The organism is Pseudomonas sp. MF6751 (genome assembly GCF_016613265.1).
In the GTDB taxonomy this organism is placed as follows: Bacteria; Pseudomonadota; Gammaproteobacteria; order Pseudomonadales; family Pseudomonadaceae; genus Aquipseudomonas; species Aquipseudomonas fluorescens_BV.
In genome coordinates, this window is sequence record NZ_JAENSV010000008.1 from 139,168 (window position 1) to 156,713 (window position 17,546).

General features: G+C 60.1%; 13 protein-coding genes and 1 pseudogene. All 14 read right to left on the reverse strand.

Going from position 1 to position 17,546, the window contains the following annotated elements; translation table 11 throughout:
- Positions 1 to 86: 86 nt before the first annotated feature.
- A complete protein-coding gene (locus JJD66_RS10080) occupies positions 87 to 560 on the reverse strand; it encodes an SMI1/KNR4 family protein (RefSeq protein ID WP_200648065.1) in 474 nt (157 codons plus the stop codon).
- Between the two features lie 12 nt (positions 561 to 572).
- Complete coding sequence (locus JJD66_RS10085; RefSeq protein WP_200648066.1) at positions 573 to 5,210, reverse strand: RHS repeat-associated core domain-containing protein; 4,638 nt, start codon at positions 5,208 to 5,210, stop codon at positions 573 to 575.
- Positions 5,211 to 5,264: 54 nt separating this feature from the next.
- A complete protein-coding gene (locus tag JJD66_RS10090) occupies positions 5,265 to 5,693 on the reverse strand; it encodes a DcrB-related protein (RefSeq protein WP_198715050.1) in 429 nt (142 codons plus the stop codon).
- A 272-nt stretch (positions 5,694 to 5,965) separates the two neighbouring features.
- Positions 5,966 to 7,472 (reverse strand): annotated as a pseudogene (locus tag JJD66_RS10095) (type VI secretion system Vgr family protein); the annotation flags it as partial.
- A gap of 25 nt (positions 7,473 to 7,497) precedes the next feature.
- The gene (locus JJD66_RS10100; protein WP_198715052.1) at positions 7,498 to 7,755 is read right to left on the reverse strand and encodes a PAAR domain-containing protein; all 258 of its coding nucleotides are present in this window, start codon (positions 7,753 to 7,755) and stop codon (positions 7,498 to 7,500) included.
- Between the two features lie 76 nt (positions 7,756 to 7,831).
- Positions 7,832 to 8,353, reverse strand: a complete 522-nt coding sequence (locus JJD66_RS10105) for an Hcp family type VI secretion system effector (protein WP_198715053.1) — start codon at positions 8,351 to 8,353, stop codon at positions 7,832 to 7,834.
- 105 nt (positions 8,354 to 8,458) lie between these two features.
- Positions 8,459 to 9,304, reverse strand: a complete 846-nt coding sequence (icmH, locus tag JJD66_RS10110) for a type IVB secretion system protein IcmH/DotU (protein WP_200648067.1) — start codon at positions 9,302 to 9,304, stop codon at positions 8,459 to 8,461.
- Positions 9,297 to 10,643 carry a type VI secretion system baseplate subunit TssK gene (gene tssK, locus JJD66_RS10115; protein WP_200648068.1) on the reverse strand — a complete coding sequence of 449 codons (1,347 nt, stop codon included), beginning with the start codon at positions 10,641 to 10,643 and terminating at the stop codon, positions 9,297 to 9,299. The genes icmH and tssK overlap by 8 nt, the downstream gene beginning before the upstream one ends.
- Positions 10,644 to 10,680: 37 nt before the next feature.
- A complete protein-coding gene (tssJ, locus tag JJD66_RS10120; protein ID WP_200648069.1) occupies positions 10,681 to 12,030 on the reverse strand; it encodes a type VI secretion system lipoprotein TssJ in 1,350 nt (449 codons plus the stop codon).
- A complete protein-coding gene (gene tssG, locus JJD66_RS10125; protein ID WP_198715057.1) occupies positions 12,027 to 13,049 on the reverse strand; it encodes a type VI secretion system baseplate subunit TssG in 1,023 nt (340 codons plus the stop codon). The genes tssJ and tssG overlap by 4 nt, the downstream gene beginning before the upstream one ends.
- Positions 13,013 to 14,779 (reverse strand): type VI secretion system baseplate subunit TssF, encoded by a 1,767-nt coding sequence (tssF, locus tag JJD66_RS10130; RefSeq protein ID WP_200648070.1) that lies wholly within the window; start codon positions 14,777 to 14,779, stop codon positions 13,013 to 13,015. The genes tssG and tssF overlap by 37 nt, the downstream gene beginning before the upstream one ends.
- A 7-nt stretch (positions 14,780 to 14,786) precedes the next feature.
- Positions 14,787 to 15,200, reverse strand: coding sequence for a type VI secretion system baseplate subunit TssE (gene tssE, locus JJD66_RS10135; protein WP_198715059.1), 414 nt, complete (start codon positions 15,198 to 15,200; stop codon positions 14,787 to 14,789).
- A complete protein-coding gene (gene tssC, locus JJD66_RS10140) occupies positions 15,201 to 16,673 on the reverse strand; it encodes a type VI secretion system contractile sheath large subunit (protein WP_200648087.1) in 1,473 nt (490 codons plus the stop codon).
- A 37-nt stretch (positions 16,674 to 16,710) separates the two neighbouring features.
- Positions 16,711 to 17,214 carry a type VI secretion system contractile sheath small subunit gene (tssB, locus tag JJD66_RS10145; RefSeq protein WP_200648071.1) on the reverse strand — a complete coding sequence of 168 codons (504 nt, stop codon included), beginning with the start codon at positions 17,212 to 17,214 and terminating at the stop codon, positions 16,711 to 16,713.
- Positions 17,215 to 17,546: the final 332 nt, after the last annotated feature.

Sequence of the window (17,546 nt, forward strand, 5' to 3'; positions counted from 1 at the left end):
ACACGCTGGATCAGCTGACCACTGCAGTCATAACGCAGGCGGGTAATGCGCTGGGCCGGGTCGGTATGAAAGAGCCTACGTTTCGCTTATTCCTCGTCGACATCGTCTTCATCAATCAGGCCTTGAACGAACCTGAGAAAATTTGAACAAATATGCTTTTCGGATTTAGCATGATTTTCTTCAGGACTGAGGGCGCTATCAAAGGTATCTTTTGTGAAATAGCTGACGCCCCCGGTATCGAGATTAAGGCAAAAGAAGTTGCCGCCCCAGTCGTTCGCGAAAGGTAGGAGGTTCTTGGGGATGACATTTTTTTTCAGCATTAACTTATAAGTGGATAATATTGTTGACTCGCCATCAGAAACCGGCTTGAAAGTGGACACTTCCACTGGGTCATTAAAGTCCTCGGTTTGCCAATAGGTTCGTTCGGGGGTGCCGCCGTTATACTTCAAGTAGTGATTTCGGAAGGACGTCGGCAGGCTTTTGCCGATAGCAGACTCTAAGTGGTCTAAATCTGCTGCGGTAATGGTTGAGCTATTGCCCGAGAATTTATTCTCAATCATCGTTATCTCCAATCATGGGCAGGGCCCGGATCTTAGCTTGTTTTTGGGGATTCTGTTCGCTAGCCAACCATTTTTTGAGGCCACGAGGACGGCTTCGCGCGTGTCGTACTTAACCTTAAAGTGTTTCTCAAACTGCGCGACTGACCCTCCATGAGGGAACGTGGCTTCATGGGCAGATGTTTTGACCAACTGCATGGTTGTCGTACCTTTTTGGGGGTTGAAGTCGTCAACGTGGTGCCAGGTGTAACCTGCTGCTGCACTTTTGGGAATGCCTGCTTCTTTGAAGGCCTGTGTGAAATCTCGTGTTCTCCGGCCTTGCATATTGATGGTAACGATATTTCTTTGTGTCCCTGTGGTCGGGAACAGGTCACTGCTTCCTGTAAAGTCCACCCCTGCATACGCCCAGCCCCATGGATCTGCCCAGACAATGGGGTTTGGAGCGTATTGATAAAGATTGAAGCCACCTGCAAGACCAATGGGGTCTGGTGTTGTAAACCGCCCTACCTCCGGATCAAAAAACCTGAAGGTGTTGTAGTGCAGCCCGGTTTCGCGGTCAAGGTACTGGCCTTGAAAACGTAGGTTCTGCTCACGTCCCGGTTGTTGATCATGCCACTCGTCCCGCGTCCTGCCCCAGGCCAAGTACTCGCTGTGCCACACCGTGTTGCCGTCAGTGTCGGTCAGTTGTTCCGGCAGCCCGGCCAGGTTGGTGTGGAAGTAGAAGATCGCCTCGCTACCGGGCTTGCCATCGACCCGTGCCAGCGGTTCATAGCTGACTGGGTCCGCGTAGACATAGAGGCTGGGCCTGCCGTCCTGAACCTCTCCCAGTAGCCGCAACCCCTGCCAATGGAATAGCGTGCGGTGGCTCGGCTCGCTGGCGTCGTCGTTGTACACCTGCTTGCTGATGCGCCGGCCCAGCGGGTCGTAACCGAACGCCACGCGTTGGCGCAGCGCGCCGTTCTGTTGATGCACGCCAATCAGTCTGTGCTCGGCGTCATACTCGAAACGCTGGATGCGGCTGCTGCCGATGCGCTTTTCGCTCAGCCGCCCAAAGCGGTCATAGCGATAACGTTTGTCTTGATACACATGCACCCGGTTGTGCTTGATCAGGCCGTTGACCCGGTAGCCATCGAACAGGTTGCCAGCCGCGTCGTAGTTGAGGCTCTCGATGTGCTGGCCCAGCGACGCAGGGCTGCTGCGGTGCATGCTCTGGATCTGCTCGACGGGGTTGTAGCCGTATTGGGCGCTGCCTTGATAGGACTTGCCGGTTGTTGCCTGATTGTGAAATCGTCCGATCAGGCCGTCGTCATTGGCCGCTGCGGTCGGGCGGCTACCGCCAGGACGCTGCGTCTGGGTCAGTATCTCGGCCACCAGGTTGTCGCTGGCGTCGTACTGATAGTCCTTCTGCAACAACGGCAACACTTCGCGAGCGACCTGCTGGTAGTGCAACGCCTTCTGGCTGAGGCGGCCATTGCGGTCGTAGCGGGTGCGGGTCAGCAGGCTACCCTGGGTGCGCAAGACCTCGTCATGCAGTTGGTCGCGTTCGAAGTCACTAATTACCCGGCCGTTGAGGTTGAGTTGATGCAGGTGGCCGCTGCCGTAGCACAGGTGGTTGAGTTGGCGCTGGTCGGGCAGGGTCAGGGTTTGCAGGTTGCCGAGTTCGTCGTAGTCGTACTGCAACAGGCCGGCGCTATTGGTCTCGCTGAGCAGTTGGCCGAGGGCGTCGTAGGTGTAGTCGAGCCGCTGCTGGTCACCTTGGTTATCGGTAAAACTGATCGCCAGCAGGTTGTCGGCATTGTCGTAGGCATACTCGGTGACCCCATCGTCGGTGCGTTTGCGGATCAGACGGCCGAGAGCGTCGCGCTCGAAATGGTGCACCAGTAGCGTGTGCGATTCGGCGCTGTCTTTGCCGTCCAGCTCGGGTTCGGCCAGAGGCGCGGGGATATGGCGGATGCCGGTGACCTCGCCCAACGGGTCGTACTGGTAGATGCGCCCGCTGCCGTCCAGGTCCTGCTGGGCCAGCAGGCGATCCAGCACGTCCCACTCGAAGCGGTAGCGTTCGTTGTTTTCATTGCTCAGGTGCAGCAGGCGGTCATAGGCGTCGTAGCCAAACTCGACGGTATGGCCAAGGGCGTCAACCCGCTTGATCAGCCGTCCACTGCGGTCGTAACGCAGGCGGGTAACGCGCTGGGCCGGGTCGGTGTAGGCAGTCAGTTGCCCGGCGGCGTCGATGTCGTAGCGATCAATCCGCCCGTCGGGGCGCTGACTTTCGATCAGGTAGCTGCGGGCGTCATAGCGATAGTGGGTGTGCTCGCCACGCGCATTGATGGTTTCGCTAAGCAGGCCGCGCCGATCATAGCGGTAGTGGGTCTCGTTGTTGGAGCAGTCGCGGTAGTTGAGCAATTGCCCGTGTGCGTTCCAACGCAGGTATTTGTGCTTGTCTAAAGGGTCGGTGATGCATTGGACTTGGCCTTGGCTGTCATAACGGTACTGGGTCTTTCGGCCGAGAGGATCTTGCTCCCACAGCAGATTGCCCTGGCTGTCGTAACCGAAACGTTGAGTGCGCCCGGCGCCATCGGTGACGCTTAAGGGTAACGCCCAGTGGCGGGTGTAGCGGATCCGTTCGCAGCGGCCCAGTGGGTCGCGGGTCTCGATCAGGCGGCCGAGTTCGTCGTAGCCGTATTGCCATTCGCCGCCTTGCGGGTCGATGCTCTTGAGCAGTTGACCGCTGAGTACGTCTTCCTGCCAGCAGTGGCCCATGGGGTCGATGTGTTTGTAGATCTCGTAGAAGGGCCCCCAGTAGTAATGGTCCTGGCGACCGAGGCTGTCGGTGACGTGGGTTGCGCCTTTTTCCAGGTCGTACTCGAAGCGATAGTCCTCGCCATCGCTGCCCCAATGGCGGATGACGCGCCACTCATGGTCGGGTTGAGGTTCGAGCAGGGGCGGAAATTTGCAGAGGCTCCCGTCTGCGCGCACTGATTGAGGACGTTGTTCGGGAACTTCGAAACGTTGCCATTGATACTGCCGAGTCGCACCGCTGGGTAGGGTGTGGCTATCGAGGTAGCCTTGCGCCGTGTAAGTGAAGCGACGCAGGACTTGGCCGGTGGCATCGAGCACTTCCTGCAACTGACCGGTTTGGGTGTAGCGATAGCTGGCCAGCACTTCGGTGTGTTCGATCTGCGGGGCCTCGCCAAGCCTGATATAGAGCCGCTCCACTTGGCTGACTCGCTTCGGGTGTTGCGTGCCATAGCTTAGTCGGATGGTGGTTTGGCTCAAACCGTCGCACACGTAGTGCAGCCGGCCGGCCTGATCGTAGAGAAGGCCCAGCATATTTAAGTTGCGGTCCCCCAATTTAATCAGGCGTGAGCGTTTCGGGTTGTGCGGGTCAGTCTGGAAGACTTGGTAGAGACCGGTGTAGATGTCCTCGACCACGGTCTGCCCGTCTTCAAGTTGAAAGAACGCTAACCCATCGAGAACGCTGACAAAGGCATCGCTTGCCTTTAGCCGACCCAGCTCCAGGCGGGTGCCTTCGTCATCGACATAGATCCACAACTCGCCGCCCTCGGGGTGGGGCACGCGCAGGATTTCCACTTCGTAGGGCACACTCCAGCCCATGCCGAACAGGCCATCGCTGCGCAGGTCATTGCTGTCATAACCTCTGGCCCATTCAATGGGAAGCAACCCCGGCAAGGTGAAGTCGTGATCCTCCGGTCCTCCCAGTACTTTGCTTCCGGTTGAAACAATCACTGGGCTGCCTTTGCATGGACGGATGCGTGGCTGCGGTTTGGGACTGCCCTTGGGGCGTGGGCGAAGCTTGATTTTGCGCGAGATCAACATGCCGGCCACCATGCCGGTGAATTGCGCAATCTTGCTTTTGCCATTGCGGATATCCCGCACGGTCAGTGGCTCGCCACCGATGCGCACGTTGGGAGAGACATTGGCATCGCTGTCGATGGTTGCATCGCACGTGGTCTTGTCGCCGGCTCGGGCGGCAGGCTGCCCGTTGATGAACACCTTGCTGGACCCTTGCGCGATGTAGGCATCGGGCATGGGGGGATGGCGTTCGCAGGTGACCTTATCCTGTTCTGCTGGCTCCGTTCCTGGCGCTGCTGGTGTGGTGACAGGAGGGTTGAAAATGTCGTAGATCGCCATGCCCAGCCCGAGCACTGGTAAGAGCATGGGCGCGGCGGACATTGCCATTGCGCCTACGTTGTCCAGAAATGACGGTTCTGCCTCCTCTTCGGCAGCCTCCGCGCTGCCACCTCCCGAGCTGCGCCCTGCGGCCCGAGCCGCCGGCTTTCCGTTGATGTTGGTATTTTGCGAGCCGCTTTCAATTTTGCCGAAAGGCTCTGCCGGGAACACGCTGTTGGCGAGAGAGTCACACCCGTCGGTGATGGCTTCACCAATGCTCTTGTCGCCTATTGGAATCATGCTGGCGCCGCCTACCAGCGCTCCAGCAATCACAGGGACAAGCACTGCCGCCGCACCGCCCGTGCCCACAACCGCGACAACGGTGCCGGCGATAGCCGCCGCAACGAGAGCGGTCGCGGCGGCGTAGACAACCGCTTCTGCCAAAGCACTCATCAGTTCGGCAGCCAGTGGTGGATGAAGGATCGAATCTCCTTCTCTGGCGGCATGGACGTTCTGCGCCATAGGTGTGTGCTCCTTGCTGAACGGGCGTGTATGTAAATGGGTTGAGTGGCCAGATCAGGAAAAGAGCAGGCTGTCTTTGATCACGCGCCAATGGCTAATATCTGCCTCGGTCAGCGCGCTGTGTTTGCTGTAGTTCAGGACCAGCAGGCGTTGTTGCCCAGGCAGTTGGCAGGCCAACTGGAGCTGATACATAGGCTGATTTCCATGCATGAACTGCAGTGCTGCTTCACGACCTTCGACTTGCTTGTCTTTCCCAATCAATACGGTCACGGGATCAGTGCAGGTCAACGCGGTGAGCCGTTTGTGCAGCAAGTCCAGTTGAAACGTGTAAGCGTCATCCAGGCTTTGGTGTTCTGGTAGCGCGCTACGAGCGATGACCAAAGTGGTTTGCCGCTCCCGAAACCGGAGCATGTTCAGTGTGGTGTCATCGGGCATTTCATCGCCGAGATCGACGTTGAGATCCTGAGTCAGGTATCTGGCCATTCAGGTGGTCCTTAATTTGGGAAAATGCAGGTCAGTCAAAGTCCTCAGTCCTGCTGAAAATGACTGTTGACTTCGTCCTGGAGCGCGCTGGCAGCTCGACCGTCAGCAGCAACGGCAGCAGTACCACCTTCCACATTGAGATCCAGCATGCCGTCAGGGGTGTTGATCTGGCCGGACTGCAATCCGGTGATATTGAAGTTCTCGCACGTGATATTCAGCGTGCCGTTGGCCTGCAGCTCGATCACCGTCTTGCCGCATTTCAGGCGTAAAGCGTTGCCCACTTCGATGGTGTATTCGTCGGCGATTGAGTCACTTTTGCTGCCGCCTACTTTTAGAGTGTCATTGGCCTTAACCACCCGCATGCGGGTGCGGCCGACGGTGATGGTTTCGTCCTGGCCGACCTGGCTGCTTCGGTCCGCGCCAATCGATTGGGTCTGGTTGTTCTTGACGACGGTGTTCTGATCTTTCTGGGCATGGATAAACACTTCCTCCTGGCCCAGCTCATCCTCAAAGCGCAGCTCATTGAAACCTTCGCCCTTATGGGTGCGGCTTTTGATGGTCATCCTCGTCTTGTGTTTGGGCAGCTCGTAGGGCGGCAGGTTGGTCTGCCTGTAGGCGGCCCCAGTGGCGATCGGCTGGTCAGGATCTCCGTCCAGGTGGCTGATCACTAACTCCTGGCCCACACGCGGGATGGCCATCGAGCCCCAGGTCGCCCCGGCCCAGCCTTGAGCCACACGAATCCAGCACGAACTCTGATCATTGTTTTTGTCCGAGCGGTCCCACGGGAATTGCACTTTCACCCGGCCCCATTCATCGCAATAAATCTCTTCTCCTGGCGGGCCGACGACGGTGGCTATCTGCGGGCCATCAATGCAGGGTTTGGCGCGTAGCGGCGCCTTCCACGTGGGCCAGCTTGGCGTCGTTGCGCAGGGCTGCTAGGCGGGTCTTGGTAAAGGGCTTACCGGCGATGTCGCGCTTGTAGCGCCCGGGGTAGTCGTAGCGCTCGTAGTCCTTGTGCTGGTTGTTCAGGTCCTGGTCGCCGGTGGCGGTGTGCTGCTGGTTGTAGCGCGGGTGGGTGAAGGTGTAGTCGCGCTGCACCTGGCGTGCAGTACGCACTTGTTCGGTGTAATGGAAGCGGGTCAGTGCCGGTTCCGTGGCGTCGCCGCCGCCCATGGCCTGGTAGATCACCGGGCAATCGGTATGGGTGCCGATGGTGCCCAGCCCGCCGACGCGGTCGGTGAGGACCAGGGTGTGGCCGTCGGCGCGGTGTTCGAAGGTGTAGAGCAGGCCCTCTTCGGCGGCGAGGCGGGCGATGAAGTCGAGGTCGGTTTCGCCGGCCTGTACGCAGTATTCGCGGGGTTGGTGCTCGAAGCAGATTTCGCTGCGGATGTCGGTCAACTTATGCTCGGCCAGCATGCTGGTGATGATGTCGGGCACGGTCTGGGCCTGGAAGATGCGCCAGTTGGAGCGCAGGTTGAAACGCGCCAGGGTCGGCTCGACTACGGCGGTGTAGCGGGTGCGGCGAAAGCCGGTGTCGCCCTGTTGGAACAGGCTGACCAGGCCGTGGACGTAGCGCACCGGGGTGTCCTCGCGCCAGATGGTGAACACGGCGGCGAGGTCGAGCATGCGATAGAAGTCGATGGCCGGGTGATGACTGACCAGTTCCAGCTCAAGTTTGAAGGGTTGGGAGAGACCTTCTTCAAGGGCGAACGAGACCACTTCGAAGGGATCGCCCCGCAGCGGTTGGAAGGTATAACGCAGGTCGCTTTGACGGGGCATGGAACCTCCTTGTGGTGAGTGTGGGTCAGTTGATCAACCAACTGGCGTCGCCGTTTTCCAGCACGCCTTCGTGGTTGGTGGTGTCACCGACGCGGGCCACGGCTTTTCCGTTGACGGTCATCGAGGGCGAGCCGCTGGTGATCACGGCACCGCAACCCAGGGTGTCGCCGACAAGGGCGACGGCGCGTCCGTTGACGATGACGTTGCGCGTACCGCTGTTGATGGTGGTGGGGCCACACATCGGGCAATCATGGTCGTGACCGATCAGAACGACGGCGGGCATAAAGCCTCCTGATAAGTATTGAGTCAGTGAAGGCTCCGCCGCTGCACCAAGAGCAGCGGCGGAGCAGGGGCCGCGCTTAACCCGCTGCAGCCGGTTTGCGCCAGTCGTCCGAGGCTTCGGTGCCGGCCACCACATGGCTCCAGCTGACCTTGCGGTACGACAGGCTGGTCTTGATCAACTGGGTATAGTTTTCGTTGTCGGCGTCCTGGGCGTGCGGCAGCACGGTGTGGATTTCGACGACGGTGGCGTCTTCGAGCTTGGTGGTGAAGAAGTGCTGCTGTTTGCCCTCAGAGCAGGTGCGGAACCACTTAACCTCGACGGTTGGCAGCATTTCGCCGGTGGCCAGAGCCTGGTAGAGCAGTGGCGAGGCTTTGTTCAGCGCGCTGGTGAAGGTCAGCGGTTTATGCATTCGCTGGCCGCTGGGCTGGCCGCTTTGCGGGTCGGTGGGCGCGGCGATCTGGTGGTCGATTTCCTGGGCGAGGATTTCGTCCTCGTGACCTTCCACATAAACGTTGCCCACCGAGTCAGCGGTGAAGGCGCCCTTGGTGATATGGCCCTGGTTTTTGCCGTGGATGCTGATGTACGCGGGTGTTGGCATGACAAGCTCCTTGTCGCGATCAAGTGAACGACCCGTGGGGTCGCGGGTTATGGCCTTTACGGCCATGGCTTTGCAGGCGCTCGGTGTGAGCGCGCTGAAAATCGGTTACAGGTGAAGCACCCGCTCCAGCGACACCAGCACCTGTTGGGTGATGGCGTTCAGGCGGATTGAGTAGATCGTGTAGGCAACCGTCAGCACGACGGCGGCCATGGCCCAAGGCGTCCACAGTGGCCAGGCGCGTTTGATCCGGTAGTTGCGTGGCGCGACGTTTTTCAGCGGGTCGGTCAGGCGCTTGGGCGTCTCGCCGCGCAGGGGGCGCAACAGGCCGTGCAGTTGGTCGATAATCTTCTGTATTTCGTCATCGCCCTTGATATGGGCGCCGTATTTGCCCTTGAGGCCGGAGATCAGGCACTGGTACATGAACTCCAATACATGCTGGTACCGGGCGGCTTCGGGGATCATGTTGTTCATGACGGTGAAGAATTTTTCGCCGCCTTGGGTTTCCCCGTGGAACTGGCTGAGCAACGAGCGTGCGCTCCAGCTGGAGAGCCGGCCCCAGGTGGTGCGCATGACCACCTCGTCAATCAACAAGCACAGGCTGTAGGAGTAGGCCTTGAGCATGCCGGCGTCGTAGTCGAGCTGGCTGACTTCTTCCATGATGGTGGTGATCTGGTTGCTGACGCTCAGGTACAGCGCAGGTACGTCATCGTGGTGGTCCAGACGGCGCAGGCGGATGACCAGGCCGATCAGCGGCGTGGCGGCATCGCACAGCGGGTTCCAGGTCACGCCGCGCAAGTCGTATTCAGGGTCGGCGAGTAGCACCGGCCGCTTTGGCTTGGCTGGCTCCTCAACAGGGTCCGGTTTTTTGCTGCCGGTTGCCTGTTGCAAATAACCCAAGAGCTGATGGTTGTCCGCAGGTGGCGGAGTTTCGGTGGGCGTTGCTTCACTCATCTGTCTCACTCCTGATCGCCCAGAACTGCAACTCCAGTTCCGGGAACTCACCGGCAATATGGAAACCGAACCCGCTGCCGCTGCTCAGGCTTTGCCAGGCCGGGTGATGGCGGTCGAGTTCGAAGTAGCTGAAGCCGGCATGGAACGGCAGGTGGCGCGGCGCCACCGGCAGCGGCCGCAATGGGATGCCCGGCAGTTGCAGGCTGACCAGTTGCTCCAGCCCTTCGGTGGAGGTGATCTTGATCTGCCGGGGCAGTTGCTGACGCAGGGCCTCGGCGGGCAGTTCGGCGCGCACGGCGAGGATGAATTCGGCGTTCTCCAGCAGGCGCTTGTCGTTCAACGCGGCGCTGCGCACGCCGTACTGCTGATCGACGATCGGCAACGACACCGCGCGCGGTTGCAGCACGGTGCCCAGGGCGCGGCGCAGGGTGTGCTCCAGCATCTGGAACGACTCGCGCAAATTGTCGTGCTGGTAGGCCGGGTATTCTTGGGGCAGATGACCTTCATCGGTAAAAGTCACTAGTTCGCCGCAGGCTTGGGCCAGTGCGATGTACAGCCGCTCCGGGTGAACCTGGCGTTGCCGGGCCAGGTGCTGGAACAACGGGAACAAGCGGTTGAGGGTTTGCAGTAGGTTGAAGTCGGTGACGTCAGCCACCCCCGACTGCCCCGGTGAGCCGATCCGCTGGGCCAGATTCTTGGCCCGCTCACGCATCAGCCCGGCAACTTCCCCCAGGTAGCGGTGCAACGCCGGCACCGCTTGCAGGGACAGGCTGGTGGGGTAGAAATGCTCGTCCATCACCAGGCTGCCGTCCGGACGTTTGTCTTTGATCTTGCCCAGGGCGATGCCGGTAAAGGCACTGCGGTCGCTGCGTTCGAGCATCAGTTGCAGGTTGGGCACGGCCAGGTCCATGCCGACCTGATCGCCGTCATCGCTGTGGGTGTCACGGATTTCCTCGCGGCGGGCGATGTAGCGGCTGTTGCCGTACTGGTCGGGCCAGCGCACTTCGAGGGCTCCGTTGGAGCGCAGCGGCAGGGCCAGATAGACGATCTGGCCGACCGCGCTGCTGTCAGCGATCTCCAGCGGGGAGGGCGGTGCCAGGTCGTGGGGAATGTCGAAGACGCTGCCGTCGGGCATGATCCCGCGTGCCCGGGTAATGGCGATTTTGCCGAAGTTCAGGTATTCGTCGTTCAACGCCAGCTCGCTGAAACCGTAAAGGGCGTCGTTGAGGCTGTGCAGGCGCTGGTGCACGGCGGCTTCGGCGGCGCGGGCCTGTTGCTGGAAGTGCTGGGGTTTGACGAACAAACCTTCATGCCAGATGACGGGGTTGCGTGAACTCATCGGTGATTACTCGGGGCAAAAGCGGCTGAAAGAGGCGTCATCGGGTTTCTCCCTTGAGGCTGACCTGGGTGGCATCCAACTGCACCAGTACGGCGTACTGGCGGCCCTTGGGCTCGACGCGCAGGCGCTGTTTCCACTGGCCGACATCGGTGTTGTGGTAGCTGGCAATCACCGCGATAAACCGGGTGTCTTCATTCAGGGCGCGCAGGTCGATGAACTTGAATTGGCCGGGGTTGAGCAGGTAGTCGTCGGCGCGGATGTAGGTGCTGCCCAAGGTCTTTTTCAGGTCGTCGGCCATGGCTTGTGGGCTGGCGTTGACCAGCAGCGAGTCGTCGGTCAACTGCAAGACCTTGAAGGCGATGGGCGTGGCGACATGCGCCAGCGCCGGATTGCCCCAGGGCGTGGTCAGGCTCACACCCTGAGCGTCGTAGTCGCCCAACAGCGCGTCCTCGATAGGCGACATTGGCACTACGGGGCTTGGCTTCTCGCTCAGTGGCGACTGGGCCGGTACGCTTTCGTAAAGGTGATTGAGCAGGGTTTGCACCTTGTCCGTCAGCGCCTGCGGGCTGGCGGCCTGCACGTTGAGGGTGTAGGGCGAACGGCTCGCGTCTTCATCCATTGCCGTGCCGGTGCTGATCAGGCGCGGGTTGACGTCGTCGCTGGCGTACAGGCTCAGGGAGTAGCGGCTGGGCTGGTCGTCGGGGCCGCCGACCGGAATCGATGGGGTCCAGATCACCTGGCCGATTTTGCCGAGCATGGTGCAGCCGCCGAGGGCCAGGCAGGCCAGCAACAGGGTGCCCAGGCGCAGGTTGCTGAACAGGCTGACGCTGCGCTTGTGTGCAGGCGCGCTAATATCCGCCAGCGCTTCGGGCGGCGGCGCTTTATGCATCGCTAGCAGCGGATCGCCTTGCTCGGTTAAATCCACGGTTTGGCAAAGACGCTCGAATTCCGGGCAAGTGGCAGCTCGCTTATCCACCTGTGGCCGACTCGGCAGGTCTTGCTGGTGCCACACGTGCATGCCTTCAGGGTGGTCGCCGAGCAGCTCATCGAGCGAATGCTGCCCTGGGGCGTGCTCGCCCAACTGCACCGTGACCTGATACGCACCAATCTGCAATCGATCACCGTCGTTGAGGCTGATCGCAACATGGCGCTCAAGCGGCAGGTCGTGACCGTTGACGTAGGTTCTACCGCTGCGGTCGATCACGCAGAAGCGCCCTTCGACGACGCGGATGTCGCAGTGGTTGGGGCGTACGCTGTTGTGGCGATCTTCCAGGCGCCAGTCCACTGCGGCACTGCCGATGCTGCCGCCCTGTGGGCCAAACCGGTGAAGAGGCAAATAGCCGTGCAGCAACTGCGCAGGATTGTTGATAACCAGGGTCAGCTTCATGCGCGCCCCCGAATCCGCACCACGGCGGGATGGCGGTGTTCTTGATGTTCGATAAAACTGGTCCAGCCCAGGTGGGTGCCGCTGGCGCGTTGCAGGTTGAACGGCGGTACATCTTCTTCGCGTAGCCCCAGTTCCAGGTCGTAGGCGGTGGCATCGCGCAGCAGAAAATCCATCAACTGGCGCAATCGCCCGAACTGATCGCCGCTGGGCAAAAACTGCCGAAAGCGCGTCTGGGTCAGGTTGGGAATGACGAGGGTGAACTTGCTGGCGCGGGTTTTACTGCGGTCGCCCACCACGAAATCGCTTCCGAGAACACCGTTGGCTTTGCCAAGTAACAGGCGCTGGCGTTGGTCCAAACTCACCGAGCGCGCCTCGAATTCACGGATATGCACGCCGTGCAGGTCGAAACAATGTTCGACGATGCCGGACACCACCGACGGCGAGCGGCTGCGGTTGGCAATCAACCCGGCAAAGCTCAGCAGGCGGCCCCATGGCAGCGGCGTCGCACCGCGCAGGTCGTTGTCGTTCAGCCCGACCATGGAGAATACGTAGCGCGAAAAGCGGTCGCTGGCCTCGGCCTGAAAGCGAATGTAGTAGCGGTATTTTCGCCAACTGGTGTGCAGCAGGGTCAGCAAGCGATGGTTGAAAAAATCCATGAACGCCGGGCGAATCCCGCGCTCCTGGGCCTGCTCGTAGGCCAGGCGGTCCAGGTAATAACCGGGCAAGGGCGAGTCGGTACCGTGCAGGCCAAAGAAGCTGGTCTGCAAGCGATAGCGCACCTCTTCGCGGTTCTCCTCAATGCGTGCCGCCTCGACTACATCGGAGGCTGGAAAGCCCAACCCTGCATGGCTTTGCAGGCGCACACGACGTCTCGCCGCCGCACTCAAGGGCTGTGCCTCCAAGTCGTCGCCATGCAAGTCGTGCAGATGCTCCAGCAGACGGTGAAACGAGTAGTTCCGCGCGTCGGCCAGCAGCACATCGGCTAGATCACGGGTTGTCTGCCGGTCAACAGTGGCCATTCATAGCGCTCGTTGTTAGTGGTATTGATCACTTCCAGGCGATGGAAGGAGTTGATGCTCGCGTACAGCGCGAAGAAGTGCGAAAGCACGCTGGCGAACAGGTACAACTCGCCCTCGCAGAGGAAGGCGTTCTGGTCCAGTTGCAAACGGGTTTGCACGCCGCGCACCGGCTGGCCCTTCATCAGCCAGTCGATGGGCGTGGTCACGGCCTCGTGGATGCCATTGAGGCGCTTGCGCGTGGCGCGGGCCTGTTGCAGGTCGTGCAGGGCGGCGAAGTCATAGGCGCGGATCACTGCCTTGAGCGGCTCGGCCGACAGCAACGACAGGTAGTTCAGTGACAGGTTGGAAATCAGCGTCCAGTGCAGGCTGGCATCCAGCACCGGCCGGTAGCTGCGGGTCGGTGCGATCAGGTTGGTGTAGGTGGCGAACGACGGCGTGACTTCGGTGGACAGCGATATATCCCCGACGCCCAGCAACTGCGGCAAATCGCGGTTGCTGCAGGTCAACTCGATGGACGCTGCTTCATGCTCACCGATGTACAGGCTTTCGTCGCCGCGCACGAAAGCGATGCGATGACGCAAGCCCTCACGCCCATGGGACTCTTCGATATGCGTGCGGAAATACAGGGCGGTGCGGCCCCGCGCGTGTTCGATCTCGTGCTGGAACGACTCGAACGGAGTAAAGCGTCGCAACGGATCGCCCTTGCGCTCCTTGTCGGCGGCATCCCAACCGGCCACCTGGTCGACGCTGAAAATTTCAAAGGCTTCGGGGCGGTTGCCGCTGGGGCTGATACGCCGTTCCAGGCTGCGCCCATCCAGCGCAATCGGGTTGGCGTCATGACGGAACAGGTTGACCGCCGGCGCGCAGTACAGGTGCAGATCGCTGGTGCGCAGGCGGATATCAGGCGGCATAGGCCGGCTGAACTGAAATTCAAAGCGCAGGCTGGTGGCGCTGACCTCGGGCCAGACGCGCGCCAGTTGGGTCAGGCTGAAAAAGTGAAAACGCTGCGGGAACACAAAATATTCCTGCAGGATCCGGTAGCCATCGAACACATTGCGCGGGTAGGGCAGCAGCGCCTCGTCGGGTGTGAAACCGGGAAAGCCGATCGCTTTGGCCGGCAGGCGATAACTTTGCTTATCTATGTGCAACGTGACGCTGTCCAGGTAATGGGCGAGCCACAGGTACAACGTCAGCGCGGTGGCGTTGTCGCCGCCCAGGTGAAAGTCCAGCTGGTCGCAGGCCATGCTGGTGAGCGGCTGCTCGGTCAACACCTTGAGGTCGATGCGCATCACCGAGGCTTCGCGGCTGTGGGCATCGCTGACTTCCTGCAACGCCAATGGGTACAGGTTGACGTCAGTGCAGGTACGAAACTGGCAGGAGATGCCATCCACCGGTTTGGCAAACAACGGGGTGCCCTTGGGTATCACCTGGCGCTGGCTGATCGCATCCGGCAACGGTGTAAAACGGATGATGGTCGCGCTGGGCAACGGCCGCAGGTAATTGGGCCAGAGCATCTGCAGCAGCGGATGAGTCAGCTCCGGCAAATCGTCGTCGATCTTCATGCCCAGCTTGGCGGTGAGAAAGGCAAAGCCCTCCAGCAGCCGCTCCACGTCCGGGTCGCCGGCCTGATCACCGAGAAACTGCGCCAACTGCGGGTTGTCCTCGGCAAACTCGCGGCCGAGTTCGCGCAGGTAGCGCAACTCCTCGGCAAAGCGTTGTTTCAAGTCCATTGCATTTTCATCTCACGCGGGTGTAACCGTCGCGGCCGTGCATGGCCACCTCGATCTGCACCTGTTCTTCCTTGTGGTTGACCTGCACCTGGCAATCCAGACGAAAGTTCAGCTCCAGCGGTAGGTCCGGGTCGGGCTGAAAGCGCACGCCCGTGACCTTGATGCGCGGTTCAAAGGCTTCCACCGAACGCCGGATATCGGTGCTGATGGCCACCACCAGGTCACTGCTGGCCTGGGTGACGCCATTGAAGTCACGCAGGCCCAGCTCAGGGCTGCTTTGCGAGCAGCCCTGGCGTGAATTGAGCACCTGTTCCAAGTGGCGTTTGATCGCCTCGACACGCTGGCGCACCTGTTCATCCGCGCTGCCGGGGCGGTAGCGCGGTGCGTCGGGTTCCAGGCGTTCGAACAGGCTGGCGCCCATTTACTGGGTGTCCAGCCGACCAACGAGTGAGATCTCGAAGTTGGCGCCCATGTACTTGAAGTGCGGGCGCACGGCCAACGACACCTGGTACCAGCCTGGATTGCCTTCCACGTCCTGCACCACGACTTTTGCGGCGCGCAAGGGGCGACGGCTGCGCACATCGGACGAAGGGTTTTCCTGGTCGGCGATGTACTGCTTGAGCCAGTCGTTCAGTTCGCGCTCCAGGTCCTGGCGTTCCTTCCAACTGCCGATCTGTTCGCGTTGCAGCACCTTGATGTAGTGGGCCAGGCGATTGACGATAAACAGGTACGGCAACTGGGTGCCGAGCTTGTAGTTGGTCTGGGCTTCCTGGCCTTCGCGGGTCTTGGGGAAGTTCTTCGGTTTTTGCACCGAGTTGGCCGAGAAGAACGCCGCGTTGTCACTGTCCTTGCGCATGGTCAGCGGGATAAAACCGGCTTCGGCCAGCTCGAACTCCTTGCGGTCGGAGATCAGCACTTCGGTCGGGATCTTGGCCTGCAATTGGCCCAGGGATTCATACAGGTGCACCGGCAGGTCATCCACCGCGCCGCCGGATTGCGGGCCGATGATGTTCGGGCACCAGCGATAGCGGGCGAAGCTGTCGGTGATGCGCGAAGCCATCAGGAATGCCGTGTTGCCCCACAGGTAATTGTCGTGGTTGCCGTCGACAGTTTCGTCGTAGCCGAAGCTGCGCGTTGAATTGTCGTCGGTGCTATAGGGCGGGCGCAGCAAGAAGCGCGGTAGGGTCAGGGCCAGGTGGCGGGCGTCTTCGGATTCGCGCAGGCTGCGCCATTTGGTGTGGCGTGGGCCTTCGAAAATGTCGCTGACTTCCTTGAGGTCGGGCAGGCCCTGGAAACCTTCGAGGTTGAACAGTTCAGGCCCTGCCGTCGAGACAAACGGGGCATGGGACATGGCGCCGATGGACGCTACATAGCTGAGCAACTTGATGTCCGGCGAGCTGGGGCCAAAGGTGTAGTTGCCGACAATGGCGCCCACCGGCTCGCCGCCAAACTGGCCATAGCCGGCGGTGTAGACGTGCTTGTACAAGCCGCTGCGGGTGATGTCGCCGGCGTTGTCGAAGTCGTCCAGCAGCTCCTCTTTGGTGACGTGCAGCATTTCCAGCTTGATGTTTTCGCGAAAGTCCGTGCGATCCACCAGCAGCTTCAGCCCACGCCACGACGACTCCAGTTGCTGGAACTGCGGCTCATGCAGGATCACGTCCATCTGCTTACCCAGGGCGCGGTCGATTTCAGCAATCATCTGGTCGACGCGGTGCTTGTTGACCGGCTGCTGGTGATCGCCGCTTTGCAGTATTTCGCTGATGAACGCGGCCACGCCTTGGCGGGCCACGGCATAACCTTCCTGGGACGGACGAATGGTGGTGTTGGCTAGCAGTTGGTCGAGCAACGACAGGGGTTCGTCAGCCACCAATACTTGGGCGGCGGCGCTTTCCATAGGCATGGGGAGTACTCCGTTTAGAAGGGCGTTCAAGTCAGTTGTTGGGCGCGTCGAGCACCAGGTTCAGTTCACTGGCCAGGCGTTGACGGGCGGTTTCATCAGTCAGCAGGGTTTGCAGGTGTTTACGAAAGGCCGGGACATTGCCCATCGGGCCTTTGAGCGCAACTAAGGCTTCGCGCAGTTCCAGCAACTTGTTCAACTCCGGTACTTGGCGGGCGACTGCGTCGGGGCCGAAGTCATTGATGTTTTTGAATTGAAGTTGCACTTTCAAGTCGGTGTCTTGGTCGTTGTTCAGAACAGACGGCACCGCCATGTTCAGAGCAACTTCGGCTTTGGTGAGTACTTCATTGAAGGTGTCTTTATCTATTCGAACGGATTGCCGGTCTTCAAGGGCGGTTAGTTCACCGTGGCCTTTGAAGTCGCCGGTAACCAACAGCTTCAGGGGAAGCTCTACTTCTGCTTGTTGATCGCCTGTGGCTGGGACGTACTTGATGTTGACGCGTTCTTTGGGGGCGACAGAACCATGAGTTTTCGACATGGGAAAAATCCTTTTCGTAAGGTCGGCGTATTAGAACCAGCTGTTGCAAGGTTTGTCTTGTAGGACGAAATGGACGCGATTCGTGGGCTGTGGATGTAGGAAAAAGCATCGCGATAAGAATTTCTAAATTTCCTACGCTCGCTATGGAATTATCTGAAAGATGCCTCTTTTTATTCTCGATTTGGCAGTGTGTTGCGCGTCTTTTACTTGCCTATCCATTGAGGGCGGGTGACGCTTTGCAAGTTAATAAATTTAACTTTCGGTCTAAATCACGTTAGTTCGGAAGTTGAAAAATATCCGGTTTTGATTCGACGAGGCATAATTCAGGAGGC

Bases quoted from the DNA above. Each gene is read 5' to 3' on its own strand.
- JJD66_RS10080 (WP_200648065.1), bottom strand. From the start codon at position 560: ATGATTGAGAATAAATTCTCGGGCAATAGCTCAACCATTACCGCAGCA.
- JJD66_RS10085 (WP_200648066.1), bottom strand. From the start codon at position 5,210: ATGGCGCAGAACGTCCATGCCGCCAGAGAAGGAGATTCGATCCTTCAT.
- JJD66_RS10090 (WP_198715050.1), bottom strand. From the start codon at position 5,693: ATGGCCAGATACCTGACTCAGGATCTCAACGTCGATCTCGGCGATGAA.
- JJD66_RS10100 (WP_198715052.1), bottom strand. From the start codon at position 7,755: ATGCCCGCCGTCGTTCTGATCGGTCACGACCATGATTGCCCGATGTGT.
- JJD66_RS10105 (WP_198715053.1), bottom strand. From the start codon at position 8,353: ATGCCAACACCCGCGTACATCAGCATCCACGGCAAAAACCAGGGCCAT.
- icmH (WP_200648067.1), bottom strand. From the start codon at position 9,304: ATGAGTGAAGCAACGCCCACCGAAACTCCGCCACCTGCGGACAACCAT.
- tssK (WP_200648068.1), bottom strand. From the start codon at position 10,643: ATGAGTTCACGCAACCCCGTCATCTGGCATGAAGGTTTGTTCGTCAAA.
- tssJ (WP_200648069.1), bottom strand. From the start codon at position 12,030: ATGAAGCTGACCCTGGTTATCAACAATCCTGCGCAGTTGCTGCACGGC.
- tssG (WP_198715057.1), bottom strand. From the start codon at position 13,049: ATGGCCACTGTTGACCGGCAGACAACCCGTGATCTAGCCGATGTGCTG.
- tssF (WP_200648070.1), bottom strand. From the start codon at position 14,779: ATGGACTTGAAACAACGCTTTGCCGAGGAGTTGCGCTACCTGCGCGAA.
- tssE (WP_198715059.1), bottom strand. From the start codon at position 15,200: ATGGGCGCCAGCCTGTTCGAACGCCTGGAACCCGACGCACCGCGCTAC.
- tssC (WP_200648087.1), bottom strand. From the start codon at position 16,673: ATGGAAAGCGCCGCCGCCCAAGTATTGGTGGCTGACGAACCCCTGTCG.
- tssB (WP_200648071.1), bottom strand. From the start codon at position 17,214: ATGTCGAAAACTCATGGTTCTGTCGCCCCCAAAGAACGCGTCAACATC.